The sequence below is a fragment of the Paenibacillus haidiansis genome (assembly GCF_036553665.1).
GTDB classification, from domain to species: domain Bacteria; phylum Bacillota; class Bacilli; order Paenibacillales; family Paenibacillaceae; genus Fontibacillus; species Fontibacillus haidiansis.
Window position 1 is genome coordinate 880,759 of the sequence record NZ_JAZHPZ010000001.1, and the last position, 15,123, is coordinate 895,881.

At 52.8% G+C, this 15,123-nt stretch carries 10 protein-coding genes; 2 read left to right on the forward strand and 8 right to left on the reverse strand.

The window, feature by feature from the left end; genetic code table 11:
• Positions 1-137: 137 nt before the first annotated feature.
• Entirely contained in the window at positions 138-836 is a 699-nt protein-coding gene (gene sigK / locus V3851_RS04075; RefSeq protein ID WP_331845192.1) for an RNA polymerase sporulation sigma factor SigK, read from the reverse strand.
• A 221-nt stretch (positions 837-1,057) separates the two neighbouring features.
• Complete coding sequence (locus tag V3851_RS04080; RefSeq protein WP_331845193.1) at positions 1,058-2,842, reverse strand: cellulase family glycosylhydrolase; 1,785 nt, start codon at positions 2,840-2,842, stop codon at positions 1,058-1,060.
• Between the two features lie 449 nt (positions 2,843-3,291).
• On the opposite strand from V3851_RS04080, the gene V3851_RS04085 reads away from it, so the two are divergent.
• A complete protein-coding gene (locus V3851_RS04085) occupies positions 3,292-4,275 on the forward strand; it encodes a mechanosensitive ion channel family protein (RefSeq protein ID WP_331845194.1) in 984 nt (327 codons plus the stop codon).
• Positions 4,276-4,359: 84 nt separating this feature from the next.
• On the opposite strand, the gene V3851_RS04090 is transcribed toward V3851_RS04085, so the two are convergent.
• The 5 genes from V3851_RS04090 to V3851_RS04110 all read right to left on the reverse strand — a co-directional run bounded on the left by V3851_RS04090 (position 4,360) and on the right by V3851_RS04110 (position 10,860).
• Positions 4,360-6,546, reverse strand: a complete 2,187-nt coding sequence (locus V3851_RS04090; RefSeq protein ID WP_331845195.1) for an alpha-galactosidase — start codon at positions 6,544-6,546, stop codon at positions 4,360-4,362.
• Between the two features lie 39 nt (positions 6,547-6,585).
• A complete protein-coding gene (locus tag V3851_RS04095; RefSeq protein ID WP_331845196.1) occupies positions 6,586-7,395 on the reverse strand; it encodes a carbohydrate ABC transporter permease in 810 nt (269 codons plus the stop codon).
• 1 nt (position 7,396) lies between these two features.
• Positions 7,397-8,290: a carbohydrate ABC transporter permease gene (locus V3851_RS04100; protein WP_331845197.1), complete on the reverse strand. Its 894-nt coding sequence runs from the start codon at positions 8,288-8,290 to the stop codon at positions 7,397-7,399.
• Between the two features lie 112 nt (positions 8,291-8,402).
• Entirely contained in the window at positions 8,403-9,695 is a 1,293-nt protein-coding gene (locus V3851_RS04105; RefSeq protein ID WP_331845198.1) for an ABC transporter substrate-binding protein, read from the reverse strand.
• A 133-nt stretch (positions 9,696-9,828) separates the two neighbouring features.
• Positions 9,829-10,860 (reverse strand): LacI family DNA-binding transcriptional regulator, encoded by a 1,032-nt coding sequence (locus V3851_RS04110; protein WP_331845199.1) that lies wholly within the window; start codon positions 10,858-10,860, stop codon positions 9,829-9,831.
• Positions 10,861-11,229: 369 nt separating this feature from the next.
• On the opposite strand from V3851_RS04110, the gene V3851_RS04115 reads away from it, so the two are divergent.
• The gene (locus V3851_RS04115) at positions 11,230-11,856 is read left to right on the forward strand and encodes an acetate uptake transporter (RefSeq protein WP_331845200.1); all 627 of its coding nucleotides are present in this window, start codon (positions 11,230-11,232) and stop codon (positions 11,854-11,856) included.
• A gap of 108 nt (positions 11,857-11,964) precedes the next feature.
• On the opposite strand, the gene lacZ is transcribed toward V3851_RS04115, so the two are convergent.
• Positions 11,965-15,099 (reverse strand): beta-galactosidase, LacZ type, encoded by a 3,135-nt coding sequence (lacZ, locus tag V3851_RS04120; RefSeq protein WP_331845201.1) that lies wholly within the window; start codon positions 15,097-15,099, stop codon positions 11,965-11,967.
• Positions 15,100-15,123: the final 24 nt, after the last annotated feature.

The window sequence follows — 15,123 nt, forward strand, 5'->3', positions numbered from 1 at the left end:
GGTTGCCGGGTAGGATTCTTTCATTCAGCTATGCACTTGGTTCCTTGAACAAAATAAAGACCGAGCATGGCTCGGTCCAACGCTAAGTTATTTTCATTTATATTACATGACTTCGTATCTATGGTATAAATACCTCGTTATTTCTTCTTATAAAACTCATGATACAGCTTCATGAGCGCTCTCTTCTCAATCCGCGACACATAGCTGCGGCTAATGCCCAGCTCCTTGGCGATTTCGCGCTGGGTCCGCTCTTCTCCCCCATGCTCCAGCCCGAATCGGCCTTTAATCACTTCCTGTTCCCGTTCATCCAATATGTCGAGATTCCGGTAGATTTTGCTCTTCTCCATTTTGAGCTGTACCCGGTCCACGACATCGTCCGCTTCCGTACCAAGAATATCGATCAGCGTGATTTCGTTCCCCTCTTTATCCGTTCCGATCGGATCGTGAAGGGACACGTCCTTACGGGTTTTCTTCAAGCTGCGTAAGTGCATCAGTATTTCATTTTCGATACAACGGGCTGCAAACGTGGCCAGCTTCGTGCCTTTGTTCGGCCGGAAGCTCTCGATCGCTTTGATCAGCCCGATCGTCCCGATGGAGATGAGGTCCTCCAAGTCCTCGCCGGTATTATCGAATTTCTTGACGATATGGGCCACCAGCCGCAGGTTATGCTCAATCAGTATGTTGCGGCTTACGGGATCGCCTTCGGCCATCCGCTGCAGATGCTTCGTTTCCTCCTCTTCCGTCAAAGGCTGGGGAAACGCATTGTTTTTTACGTAGGATACAAGCAGAGTCAGCTGTTTAATGAATAAAGCAATGGCTGCAAACAATCCGGGCAAAGAAGACACCTCCTGCTGAATCACAATAGAGCAACCTTAACCAACGCTTCCGGGTCACTTCAATTGTATGTGGGCAGCGGCCTATCTGTGCCTGTACTTGATATTTTTCACAGCGGGCTGTTTCCATTTCCCGATTTTCCAGCTTCGGATAGAGGAGTTCACGCGAAACAACCCTGATCTCCATGAGACCAAGGTTGTCCGCATTTTTGGCTAAAGCCCGATTAAGGCTCCACACCCCATACCAGATTACCGTCCTGATACAGCGTTACTTTGCTCCAATCGGCATAGGAAGTCTTTGTGGCGTCAAAAGAGTAGTCGTTGCTCTCGTTCAGATTCGCCCAGTCGGATCTGGCCATCCGCAGCTGGATGTCGCCGGTTTGTCCTCCCGCCTGGATGGAACCGGCGCTGGCCGAGAAGCTGAGCTCAACATAGCTGTCCGCATTTGTGCCGGTGGTACTATGGAAGGAGGTCTGGATGTTGCTGCCGCCGATCTGGGCCCAATCGATCCAGGCATTCATGCTCTCCGTTCCTTCTTTGGTGAAATAGTAGCGAATCTTCAAACCGCTCAGATTCACTGCGCTCGTTCCGTTATTTTTAATGTTAAAATGCGGTTTCATTTGATTATCGGCTGCGTTCGTATCGCCGGCACGATACTGCAGCACAAGCGAGCCGGTCGGCGTCGTCACGGCTTGCGGCGTCACGCCGGCTTGGCCGGAGTCGGCGCTTGACCCTGCGCTGTTTGAAGCGCTGACCACATAATAATACGTGGTTCCATTGGTCAATCCAGTATCCGTGTAGCTTGTGCCTGTAACGTTGCTGGCGACGGTCGTATATGGGCCGCCGTTCACGGTCGCTCTTTTGACCGTATAGCCGGTTGCTCCGGAAGAAGCATTCCAGCTCAATGCGGCTTGTCCATCCCCCGCCGTGGCCGTCAATCCGGTAGGAGCGGCAGGCGCTGTCGGATCGGGAGGATTGCCGTTATCCGGAACCGGCTGGTAGCCGGGCGTCGTATAGATGCCGTTCAGCTGGGATGTGGCCAGCGTGCCGTATGTGCTGTTGACCACGGTTTTGCCCCAATCCGTCAAGCTTCCGGCCGGCCCCGTCGCCAAATCCAGATACTCGACCCCGCCTCCGTTGCCGTACCAGGACCAGGCGAGCCAGCCGACGTTTTTCTCATGGGTATAGCTCAGAATCGTAGCCTCATCCACGTCCCCGCTGGAATGCTTATGCCCGAATTCGCCGATAATGACGGGAATATTTAAGGCAAGAGCGCTGTCGATATTGTTCTTCACCGTCGTTTCGTTACCGCCGGCGTACTCGTACATATGAATGGAGAAGATCATATTTTTCAACGGGTCGGAGCCAGCAACCTCCAAGCCCTTCTCAAAGATTGAATTCGGATACTGCCCCCAGCCCGCGGCATCCACGACGAGCGTGTTTTTAATGCCGGCATTGCGGAGGGCCGGAATCGCCGCTTTATAACCGTTCGCCCAACCTTCCGAACTCCAGGATCCGAACCATTCGTTGGCAATGTTCACGATGACGCGGTCCTCTTTTCCGATTAACGCATCTTTGATACTAATCCAGTAATCTACGGCCCGATTCAGCGTGGATGTTGAATCCGACCCCGTCGCATCATGCACCTCCAACATCGCAATGAGCTTATACTGGTCACAGAGTGCGATTATATTTTCAACCGAGGCGATATCGTCCTTCGTCCATTGCCCCCCGTCGGACAATACGATCCGCACCGTGTTAGCGCCCGTCGCGGCAATGGCCGGGATCGCCGCAGCCAAATCGTTCTTGTACCAAGTATGGGCATGGTTAATGCCTCTCATCACGAAGGGCTGACCTGTAGCATCATAAAGATTGGTACCGCTTACATAAAATCCTTTCACAGGGGTACCCGCTGCGGAAGCTTTCTCTCCGGGAATCATCGCTGAAGCGGCGAATACAGTCATAGCAAGAAACATGGCGGCAAAAGATTTCATCAGTTTTTTACTCATAACACAACCTCCAATTTTCAAAATGGATAACGATAAAGTTAAAAACAGGCGATCATTTTGTTCCATGCACGGCTGAGTCGGCTCATCAAGCAAACGCTTTCCAAATTAAGCGGGCAACTCCCCCCTTCCTTCAGTAAATAGAAATAATTTGTAATAACACTTTTATAATATATTATTTTCCAGAATATTACTATAGTTTATTAGCTTTTGTTAGTAAAAAAAAGATAACAAACTTTATTTTAGCATAGCTTCTTCATGCAAGCTCCCTTCATTCTTTTGACAACCTTCAACCAAGCATGTTAGTATGTAAATTCAAATTTTAATGAATGGAGGTGGCTGAGATCTCTGCGTTGTGGGAGCAATTTCTTCATGGCCTAAGCGGCTTAGGATGGCTCGGCATTAGCATCATAGCGATTCCGCTCCTTCTGTTCGCTATCGGAAACAGGTGGATGAGCAGCATTGTATTCTTTGTGTTCAACAAGCTGCGCAAGGGCTCGCCCAACCTGGCCAAATGGAAGATGGCCTTTGAACGGCCGCTTCGTCTTTTCTTCGTTTTGCTTGGCCTCTATCTTCCCGTTTCTTATTTGCTTCCGCCGGAAGGAAGCGCAATGCTTCTTGTCACGCGTTTGTTCCGCAGCGGACTTATCCTATTGGTTGGCTGGAGCTTGTACATTTTATCCGCCAGATCTTCCGTCATTTTGGAGGAAATCAGCAAAAAGATGAACGTCGACGATTCCAGCATGATGATCCCGTTCATTTCCAAGGTCATCCGCTTTATTATCGTCGTTCTTACGGTAACGCTTGTGGGGGCGGAGTGGGGCTTCAGCATTAACGGAGTCGTTGCGGGCATGGGGCTCGGCAGCGTCGCCATCGCTTTTGCCGCCAAGGATTCGCTGAGCCATATTTTCGGCGGGATCGTGATCATTACGGAGAAGCCCTTCTCGAAGGGCGACTGGATATTGACGCCCAGTGTGGAGGGATTCGTCGAGGACATTACGTTCCGCAGTACCCGCATCCGCACCTTTGCCGATGCCGTGGTAACCATGCCGAACGCCACGCTCGCCAACGAACCGATTACAAACTGGAGCCGGATGGGCAAAAGACGGATCACGTTTTCGCTGAACGTCGCCCTCGATTCCGATCCGAACCGGCTTGCGACCGCTATAGCCCGCTGCGAGCGCATGCTGCGAGAGCATGATAGCATCGATCAGCAAACACTGCTCGTTAAATTTAATGAATTTAACGCAAGCAGCCTGGGAATCTTCTTTTACTTCTTTACGAGAACAACCGTATGGGCGGAGCATCTGAGCATCCGTCAGGAAATCAATCTCATGCTGCTGCAAATTCTGGAGGAGGAAGGCGTCAAGCTTGCCTATCCGACTCACCGCGTCTTGTATGAGGAAGACGAAAGCGAAGTACGTCAGTTTGCATAAGAGCGAAAGGCGCGAGAAGGCAAATGAAAAGCGCAAGGGGCACCCGCCATTGGCTGACCGGGTGCCCCTTGCGCTTATTATATATTACACTCTCCGCAATCTGCCCACGACGCTGAAGAAATCGCCGGATTGATGCGGAAGCATGAGGCCGGAGTACATCAGTTCGTCGCCGCCGATCGGCTCGTCGAAGCCGTCGACTTGGTAGAGGGCCTCGGGATCGAGCCCTTTCAGGCGGAGCGAGCATAAGGAAGCGTTCGGCTGCGCCAGTACGCGGAAATACGCGAACATCGCTTCGCTCCGGTCCTCGGAGACGAACATCCAAGCCGTCTCGTTGCCCTCGAACGGGCTGAGCAGCCGGTAGAAATCACCGAACTGCACGAGCGGCCGGATTTCCTTGTAGAACTCGACCTGCTGCTTGACCGTCTCCTGCTCGTCCTCCGGCATGGCCGTCAAATCGAGCTCATAGCCGAAATTGCCGGACATGGCGACGTCCCCCCGCATTTTGAGCGAGGTCATGCGGTGAACCTGATGGTTCGGCACGGCCAATACGTGCGAGCCCATCGCGCCGATCGGGTAGACCAGGCTCGTGCCGTACTGGATCTTCAAGCGGCATACCGCGTCGGTGTTGTCGCTCGTCCATACCTGCGGCATGTAGTATAGCATGCCGGGATCGAAGCGGCCGCCGCCGCCGGAGCAGCTCTCGAACAGCACCTGCGGAAACCGCGTGACGAGCTGTTCCATCATGTCGTACAGTCCGAGCATGTAGCGGTGGGCGGTCTCCCGCTGGCGCTGCGGCGGGAGCGCGGCGGAGCCGATCTCGGTCATATGGCGGTTCATATCCCATTTGACGTAGGAGATCGGCGCGGAGGACAGAATGTCCGCGACCATCTTCACCACCGCATCGCGTACCTCTTTGCGCGACAGATCGAGGATATACTGGTCCCGGCCCGGCGAACGGAACCGCCCCGGCACATGCAGGCACCAGTCCGGATGCTCACGGTACAGCTCGCTCTCCTCGGAGATCATCTCCGGCTCGAACCAGATGCCGAATTGCATGCCGGTTTCGGTCACTCTCGCTACGAGATCCTCGAGTCCCCCGGGCAGCTTGCGCTTGTCGACGAACCAGTCGCCGAGCGACGTCTTGTCGTCGTCGCGCTTGCCGAACCAGCCGTCGTCCAGCACGAACAATTCCATGCCGAGCTCCCGGCCTTTGCGGGCGATGCTTTCGATCTTGTCCGCATTGAAATCGAAGTAGGTCGCTTCCCAGTTGTTGATCAGCACCGGACGCAGCGCATCGCGGTGCGCGCCGCGGATAAGCCGGGTCTGGTACAGCTTGTGATACGTTCTCGACATGCCGGTAAGTCCCCCGTCGGAGTAAACCATGACGACCTCCGGCGTTTGGAACGATTCGCCCGGCTCCAGCAGCCAGGTGAAATCGAAGGGGTTGATGCCCATGGATACGCGGGCCATATTGAATTGATCGGCTTCCACTTGGGCGGTAAAATTGCCGCTGTAAACCAGATTGAAGCCGTACACTTCGCCGTGATCCTCGTTCGTATCCGGCCGAAGAAGCGCCAGGAACGGATTGTGCTGATGGCTGCTCGCGCCGCGTTTGCTCTCGATTGCATGCGTGCCCTGCACGATTTTGCGGCGGACGATATTCCGTTCATTCGCCCACGAACCGGACAGATGCAGTAGTTCGAAATTCACATCGCGGAAATCCACGCTGGCGCTGAGCGCGCGAAGCAGCTTCACCGGCGCGGAGCCTTCGTTGATAATTCTGGCCGAACGCGTGATCACGCTAAGCTCTTCAAATACCGTATACAACAGCTCGACGCGCATGTTCGTGAGCTCGTCGACAAGTAGGAGCTTCAGCGTTTCGGCCTCGTCCTCCCGCTCCGCATAAGTGGCGGGAAGACCCTCCAGCTTCGGCTTGCCTCTATAGATTTCATGCGACACATACCGGAAATCGCTGACGGTCGAACCGTTTTCGAGCTGGATCTGGATCGCCGGCTCGCGATAATCGCTATTGCCGTATGAAGGATATTCTAACGGAATGGTGTCCAAAGAAAAATCACGCGTTCCCGGAACGGGATTCGGTGCGAACCCCCGGTCCACATAGCGAATCGGATTCGCTCCGCGCCAGCCGCCGATTTTCTTGCCCCAATACAGGTGGGCGACATATTCGTAAGGCGTGATGTGCAGCAAATAGCTGCTGTCTTTCGCCTGCAGATGAAAAGTTCTATTCTCTCTATTATATTGTATTGCCATGTATGGTCGTCCTCCTTCAAGCGATTGCTGAGCGGCTTCCTATCCTTTGACGGCACCCGACGACAAGCCGGATACGAAATATCTTTGCAGGAACAAATAAAGCACGATTAACGGAAGAGCGGCTAACAGCGAGCCGGCCGCTACCCAGCCCACATTGCTGCTGTACTGTGTAAAGAATGAAGATAGCGCTACAGTTACGGTTTGCATATTCAGTTTTTGCAGGAAGAACAAAGAGAACTGGTAGTCATTCCACACCCCGACGCCCGTCATGATGATGACCGTGGCCGTGATCGGCTTGAGCAGCGGCAGGATGATTTTGAAGAACAACCGGAAACGGCTCATGCCGTCGATCATCGCGGCCTCATCCAATTCCCGCGGAATCGAACCGATGAAACCCGTATACAGGAAAATCGTAATCGGCATGTTGAACGTCACTTGCAGCAAAATAATGCCCCAATACGTGTTCATGGCGCCGATATCGACATAAAGCTGGTAAAGCGGAACGAGCGTAGTGAGCGGAGGGACGATCATCGCGGAAATAAATACCGCATACATCACTTTGTTCAGCTTCGTTTGAAACCGGGACAACGGATAGGAAGCGATCGCTCCGATGATAATGATCAACACCAAAGAGAAAAACGTGACGATAATATTGTTAAGGAAGGCTTGCCCCAGGTTGGCGTTTTTCCAGGCGTTGGTGAAGTTCTCCAAATATAAATCGCTAGGAAACACCCATTTCGAGCTGAAATCATTCGCAGGCTTGAACGATGTCGTCAGCAGCAAATAGAAGGGCAGGATGTGAATAATGCTGATCAGGATCGTCAGCAGGATATATCCCGTCTTTTTCATCCTAATTGACCTCCTTTTTGCGCAAATACTGCAAAGCGATAATACTGAAGACCGAAATCATCAGGAACATCAGAATGCCGATGGCGGACGCATACCCGGCGTCTTGGCTGGAGAAGTACGTCTTGTACATCATCGTGGACATCGACTGGGAAGCATATCCCGGTCCGCCGCCCGTCAGCGCCATAATGGCGTCGAACAGCTTGAGTCCGCCGATCAGGTTCAATACGACATTGATGGTGATGGACGGCATAAGCAGCGGCAGCGTGACGTTTTTGAACTTCACCCATGCGTTAGCGCCGTCGATGTCGGCCGCTTCGAAATAATCTTTCGAGATTGACTGCAGGCCCGCCAAATAAATGATCATGGCTGTACCCATAAATTGGAAACTGTTGACCAGCATAATAATCCATACGTTGAGGTTCGGATCGCCCAGCATATTGACCGGAGCCATGCCGAACAGCTCGAGAACGTCGTTGAAGGCACCGCCTCTGAATTGGAAGAAGAAGTAGAAAATATAACCCATAATCAGGCCGCTCACGATAACCGGCAAGTAGACGATCGTGCGCGCCAGGCCCCGTATTTTGATACTCTTATTCAGGAGCAAGGCGTAAAGCAGGCCGAAAATATTTTGCAGCAAGGTGCTTCCGACCCCGTAGATCAGCGTATTGCGAATAACGACGCCGATATTGGGGTCCGAGAACATCCGCTTGTAGTTGTCGAATCCGATCCATTTATAGGATTGGGAAAAGCCGTTCCAGTTCGTGAAAGAAATTTGGACGCCTTTCAAGAACGGATAGACGATAAACAGCAAAAACAGCAACAGCGCCGGCAAATACATCAAGTTAAGCCAAAACGGAGCGTTGCGATTCAGGCGGGCAGCCCCTCCACTTTTCATACTTGGTATCCCTTCTTTACGTAAAGTAGGTAAAAAGGGCTTGCTGAAGCAAGCCCTCAGACATCACATTCATATTCAGCTATGTTTTAATTGCGTGTTAGGAGACGGTGAATTACTGTTGGCTGAGCAAACGATCGACATTTTGCTTCATGGCATCCGAGAAATCCTGTGCAGTGATGCCGCCGGCCAAAATTTCCTGCCCTTTGGTCGTAATTACGTCCCACATCCCGCTAGGAAGATACAGACGGTCGAAGTAAGGGAATACGCGGATATCCTTGAATTGCTCATAATATTGGGTCGCTTGTCCGAGATCCGCAGTCACACTCTTGAATGCCGCAGGGGAACCCGTCGCTTCGGCCATCATTTTCATATACTCCGGTTTTGCATAGAATGCGAGGAATTTCTTCGCTTCTTCCAGGTTCTTCGAATCCTTCCAAGCGGCCAAAGTGTTGCGCTCGCCGCCGGAGAAGTTCGGTGCGTCGCCTTCCACCATCGCCGGTACCGGCATAATGCCGAATTTCAAATCAGGGTTCAAATTGAGCGCATCGGCTGTAAACGCCGGGCCGGTCATGACGAATGCGATTTGATCCTGGGCGAACAAGGCCGGAATGTCGGAATATTTCGCCGTCAGCACGTCTTCGTTCATGAGACCTTTGTCATGAAGCTCTTTGAATTTTTCGGCAAGCGGATTCCAGTTGTTCCAATCGAACGTGTTGTCCAGCAAAGCTTGAGCCTGGTTCGGTTCCGGGCTGATCAGCAGCGAGTTGGCAAAATAATCGAAGAATTGGCCGATCGTCCAGGAGTCTTGTCCGGCATAGAAGAACGGAATAACGCTGCCGTTGCTTTCGGCTTTGATTTTTTCGCCGGCCGCGATCATTTCGTCAATCGTAGTAGGAATTTCTACGCCGTATTTTTCCAACACATTGGCATTAAACGTAATGCCGTCCTTCGATTCGTTCAGCGGCAGCGCGTAAACCTTGCCCGTGTCGTCGACAAGCACATTTTTGATCGTATCCGACAGGTCGGCTGTCCATGCTTCGCCGCTCAAATCCGCGACATAATCCTTATAACGGGTCATAGCCCAACCGTGCGTATCGAACAGATCGGGAAGCTCGTTGGATGCCATCATCATCTTGAGAACACTGTCATAATCCGCCCCCGGATATTGAACCTCAATGTTGACATTCGGATTTTCAACTTGATAATCGGCGATGACTTTTTTCAGGACTTCTTGGGAAGAGCCGTCCGATGCCGTGCTGTACAAGCTGAGCGTTACTTTTTCCCCGCCCGCTCCGTTCGTTCCTCCATTTTCGGATTTCGAAGCACTATTGTTATTAGAGCCGCCACAAGCGCTTACAAGGAGAGTTAAAATCAGCAGCATCACAGTTATTGACGTTTTTTTCATTTTTGTCCTCCATTAACAATTCTAGATGATTGTTTTTTGATTCGGGTCACCTTATACTACGAGATGGAATAGTCTTTTTTTTGGCTCCCTGACGGGAGTCCTTTTTTTTGGCAGCGCGGCATAATTCTCTTCTCTATTTTCTCTTTGCGCCGCAGCTTTCTCTCAAGACAAGCTTGGTCGGAACTACAACCCGTAACGGAACGTCCCGGCCCCGCAATCTTTCGGCCATCAGGTTCACCGCTGACCGCCCCATTTGTTCGCTGTAAATTTTGACGGTCGTTAGGGGCACGCTGGCAAACGCAGCCATTTCGATATCGTCCAGCCCCACAATCGCAACATCATCCGGTACGGAGAGGCCCGCTTCTTTGATCGCCCGCAGCGCTCCTATGGCCATCGGATCATTGGCAAAGAAGAATGCTTCCGGCAAATCCCCTTTGGCGATCGCGGTCTGCATCAACCGGTATCCGCTTTGAATCGTCCAATCTCCGATATACACATTCCGTTCGCGGTATAGCTTGTTTTCCCGCATGATGTTCTCGAACGCTCTCCGCCGCTTTTCGGGAATTTCGCACATCGTTCGCTCCAGCCGGTGCATATATTCCTTGCCGCCGACAAAGCCGATATTCCGGTACCCGGATTCCAGCAAATAGCTGATCACATCGTTTGCGGCTTTCTCCAAATCGATGATGACGGCATCGATCTCTCCGACTTCCGGCGTGTTCGCCACGTATACCGTCCGGTCCGGCTTCGGGAAAATCTCTTGCAGATCGTGCGGATCGACGTTCCCCACGACGAACAGGCCGTCCAGGTTGCTCAGATCCTGATATTCCGGCGAATCGCCGTACATCCGGATCGACTTGACGATATCAAAGCCCAGTTCCATGCACTGATTCTCGATTCCCTGGCGGATAGACATAAAGTACGGGTCCTGCTGTTCCTGTTCGTTCGAGCCCCAAAGCAGCATGCCGAGGCTGTGGCGCTGACCGGCAACTGTAGGCGCTTTCTTCTTGGCTTTGCGCGGCTTGTAGTTCAACTGCTCGCATACGGCCAAAATCCGCTGCCGCGTCTGAGGCGTAACAGACAATGTCATATCTTCGTTGAGTACCCTGGATACCGTGGCTACGGAAACTTGGGCCTCCCGGGCGATGTCACGAATCGTTGCCATTCTTCACCCCCCTTTCTGTTTGTTAAGTAATGTTTAGTTAAATTACAAGTAAATTATATCAAAAGATAATTCTATTAACAATATGACGATTTATGAAAGTGGCTAAAAATTTCAGCAAAACAGCGGGTTTCGACGTTTGTCCACATTTGGTAAAATTATAATTATCCATTCCAGAAACTGAGGATTTATTACACATCGAATATATGTTTAGTAAACAAAATTAAATCAATGTGCAACCTGACGAGTCATAGAGACAATAGACACTGTACGGAAGGTCCTAAATCCATTACAATACTTCAGTATGCATTCCGGTATCGGAGGAATGAACCAGTACATAACTTTTGAACTATTGGAGGATCACAATCGATTATGCAAACGGCAGCTTCGACACAAGTAAAAATCATCACGGCCGATCCGGGCGGGATCGGCCTGTTTGGGCTAGCGATCGTCACCCTGGTCGCTTCCTCGCAAAAGCTCGGATTAACGGAGGGCTTAAGCTACGCCATTCCGTGGGCGATTTTTCTCGGCGCCTTCGCTCAGCTCTTTGCCAGCATCCAGGACGCCAAGCACAACAATACATTCGGGATGACCGCCTTCGGCGCTTATGCTTTTTTCTGGTTCGCCATGGGAACCGGCTGGCTGATCAAGCTCGGAGCGCTCGGCCCTGAACTGGCTTCCGGCATCGACGGCAAGCAGCTCGGATTCGCGTTCGCCGGATATCTCATCTTCACCTTGTTTATGACCATCGGCGCGATGGAAACCCATAAAGTGCTTTTCTTCATTTTCGTACTGATCGATGTGCTTTTCCTCGGCCTTACTTTCGATGCTTTCGGCATCGCTCCGGAAGTATTTCATGCCTTGGCCGCCTATGCGGAAATGGCTATCGGACTGCTGTCCCTGTATGGCGCCGGCGCCTCGGTGCTCAACGCGCATTTCGGCAAAGCATTTCTGCCGGTCGGCCGCCCGTTCGGAATTTTCAAGCCCCGCGCTAATTAAATCCGTAAGAAGATATATGCCGGCAAAGCAAAAGCCGTCTCTTGTCCGCTCCGATACGCGGCTAAAGAGACGGCTTTCTTCTATTATATAGAAAGCGGATTTAGAGACTTACAGTTTTGCCCTAAACGAAAACGTCAAATGATAATCCCGGTTGGCATGAAGCAGATGCTGCGGATGCGGCCGCGCCCCCCAGCTGTCGTCGCCTCCGACGCCCATTTGCTTGGCCATGACGCGGATAACCGTTTTGTCCGACGAAGGCAGCTTGTAGGCGTGGTCGCTGGCTTCGATCTCCTCCGGCGTAAACGGAAGCACGTTCAGCTCGAATTTGGGTCGGCCCTCAAAGAACAAGCCTACACCTTGCTCATTGAAGACCGCGGCCTGACGGACCTCCGTTTTGTTGCCGCATTCCTGCGGCCGGAGATACGGCACCCACTGGTCCTTGACAAGGCCGCCGTATTTTCCGATTTTCGCACCGGTGTTCCGGTCGAAATAGTTCTCGAACGGCCCCTTGCCGTACCATTCGAGCCGGTCAAACGCCCCATCCATCTCGAGCATGATGCCGACCTCCGGAATGTCCGGCAAGCCTTCGCCCGGGGCGAGCGTCATCCGCACGTCGACTTGGCCGTTCCCGTGAACGGTGTAGGTCAAGGTGCAGAGCGATTCCGGCGCCGTCGGGAGAGCATAATCCGCAGCAACATCCACCTTATAAGGTGTTGCTTCATAAGCAAACCGCAACAGGCGTCTTCCCTCGCCCGCTTTGCGCCATACTCCGCTGCGCTCCTCATGCCCGTTCCCCCGGTCATTGTCGACCATGGCACGCCAGAAATTCGGGCGCGGCGCCCGCTTGACGAGTTCGGTGCCTCCGGCGGCATAAGAAAACAGTTCCCCTGTCGCCTGATCGAACGAAACGGCGAACCCATCGCCGTTTACGGTCAGAACCGGAACGCCGGATGCTCCTGCCGAAGTCCCGGCTTGCAAAGGCTGGGCTGGTTCTAAGCGCTCTGCCCGCGGCTTTTGAACCGCCGGAAGCGCAAACTGTCCGAACGCCACCTCTTGCCCCTGCTCCGCCCAAGGCGTATTTTGCTTCAGCAGGAAGCGGAACGTGGCGATATACTCCTCGCCATTGGTACCGGCGGCGGCAAGCTCCACCAGCTCGGACACGTCCACTTCCTCCGCCGCTCCCGGAGCGACGGAGACCGTTTTCCGCCCTGCCGCGGCAGGCTCGCCGTCCGCCATGACGCTCCATTCGAAGTCGAACTCGCCAAGATCGGTAAATAAATAACGATTGGCTACTTTCAGAACGCCCTCCGAAAGCCGCGATCCGTCGAATCTGACGCTTTGGTAGCATTTCTTCACTTCATGAATTTTCGGGGACACGGTCCGGTCGGCAAAAATAAGTCCGTTCCCGCAAAACGTTCCGTCATGCGGAGACTCGCCGAAATCGCCGCCATAAGCGAGATATTCAACCCCATCCTCCGTTTTCGTCAGGATGGACTGGTCGATCCAGTCCCATATGAAACCGCCCTGCAGCACAGGATACCGGTCGAACAGATCCCAGTAATCGCTTAAACCGCCACAGGAATTGCCCATGGCATGGCTGTATTCGCACAGAATGAACGGCTTTTGCGGGTCGTTTTTGGCATAATTCTCGATCACGGCGATATTCGAATACATGTGGCTCTCGATATCGGAGGCCGCGTCGCTCCGGCGAAAATGGAATACCCCTTCATAATGGACGACCCGCGACGGGTCCGTTTCTTTAAAATAACGGTACATATGAAGGAAATTGTCCCCGCCGAACGATTCATTGCCGAGCGACCAGATGAGGATCGACGGATGGTTTTTGTCCCGTTCATACATCGATTTGGCACGGTCCAGCACATTGTCCAGCCATTCGGGCTTGCTGCCCGGAATGGTATCCTCTTCCTCTTGTTGCCCGTAACGCCAGCTTCCGTGAGTCTCCAAATTCACCTCGTCGATTACATACAGGCCATATTCATCGCACAGTTCGTACCACAGCGGATGATTGGGATAATGGGATGTCCGGACCGCGTTAATGTTATAAGCTTTCATTAATATAATGTCCCGGATCATCTCGTCCGCCCCGATCGTACGGCCTTTGGTGTGAGAGAACTCGTGACGGTTGACCCCTTTAAACTCGATGACTTGGCCGTTGATCTTCATCAGCCCGCCTTCGATTTCGAAACGCCGGAAGCCAACCTTGCAGCTCACGTATTGAACCGACTTTCCCGCTGCGTCTTTCAGCGTAATCACCAGCGTATACAAATGCGGGTACTCCGCGCTCCAGCGTTTCGGCGCTTCTACCATTCCCGTCAGCACCGCCGTTTGCTCCGGTTGGGACCGCAGCGGGACATTGCCGGACAGCGGCTGGCTCCAAACAGGGTTCCGCTCATCGTCATATAGCTGCGCCTCGATCGAAAGAGCCTGCTGATCCCGTTCGCTGTAATTGAGAATCCGGGCCGTCACCGACAAGCTTCCGCTACTGAAATCCCGATCCAAATCGGCCAGAGCCTTGAAATCGTAAATATGGGCGTCCGGTGCCGTGTAAAGATACACATCCCGGAAGATACCGCTCATCCGCCAGAAATCCTGGTCCTCCAGCCAGCTGGCATCGCTCCAGCGGTACACCTCGACGGCCAGTTTGTTGGTGCCCGGAATCAGGTACGGCGTCAGGTCGAATTCGGCCGGGGTAAACGTGTCTTCGCTATAGCCGACCAGTTCCCCGTTCAGCCACACATAAAACGCCGATTCCACGCCTTGAAGACTGATGTAAACCGGCTGATCCTCCCAATGCTCCGGCACCGAGAACGTCCGGACGTAAGAACCGACCGGATTGTACTTGGTCGGAGCAAACGGCGGCTTCAGGTCTTCCTGCTCGATCCAAGGATAACGGACATTGGTATATTGCGGATAATCATATCCTTGCAGCTGCCAATGGGACGGAACCGGAATTTCCGCCCATCCGCTGCAGTCGTAGTCTTGCTCATAAAAATGTTGAATCCGGTGGTCGGGGTTTTCGGCCCAAGCGAATTTCCACATTCCGTTTAAGCTATAGCGGCTCCGCGACTCATCGCGCTTCCCGTCCAACGCCTCCTTCAAGGAGTCATAAGTAATAAACGCAGCATGCGCATCCATCCGGTTGAGTGCGAAAATCTCGGGATTGTTGTTCCACTCCGGGTAGCCGTTGGCAGGCGGGTTATACACCAGCTTTTTCTTCCGCAAAATCGTCACTCCCATTCGTTGAAA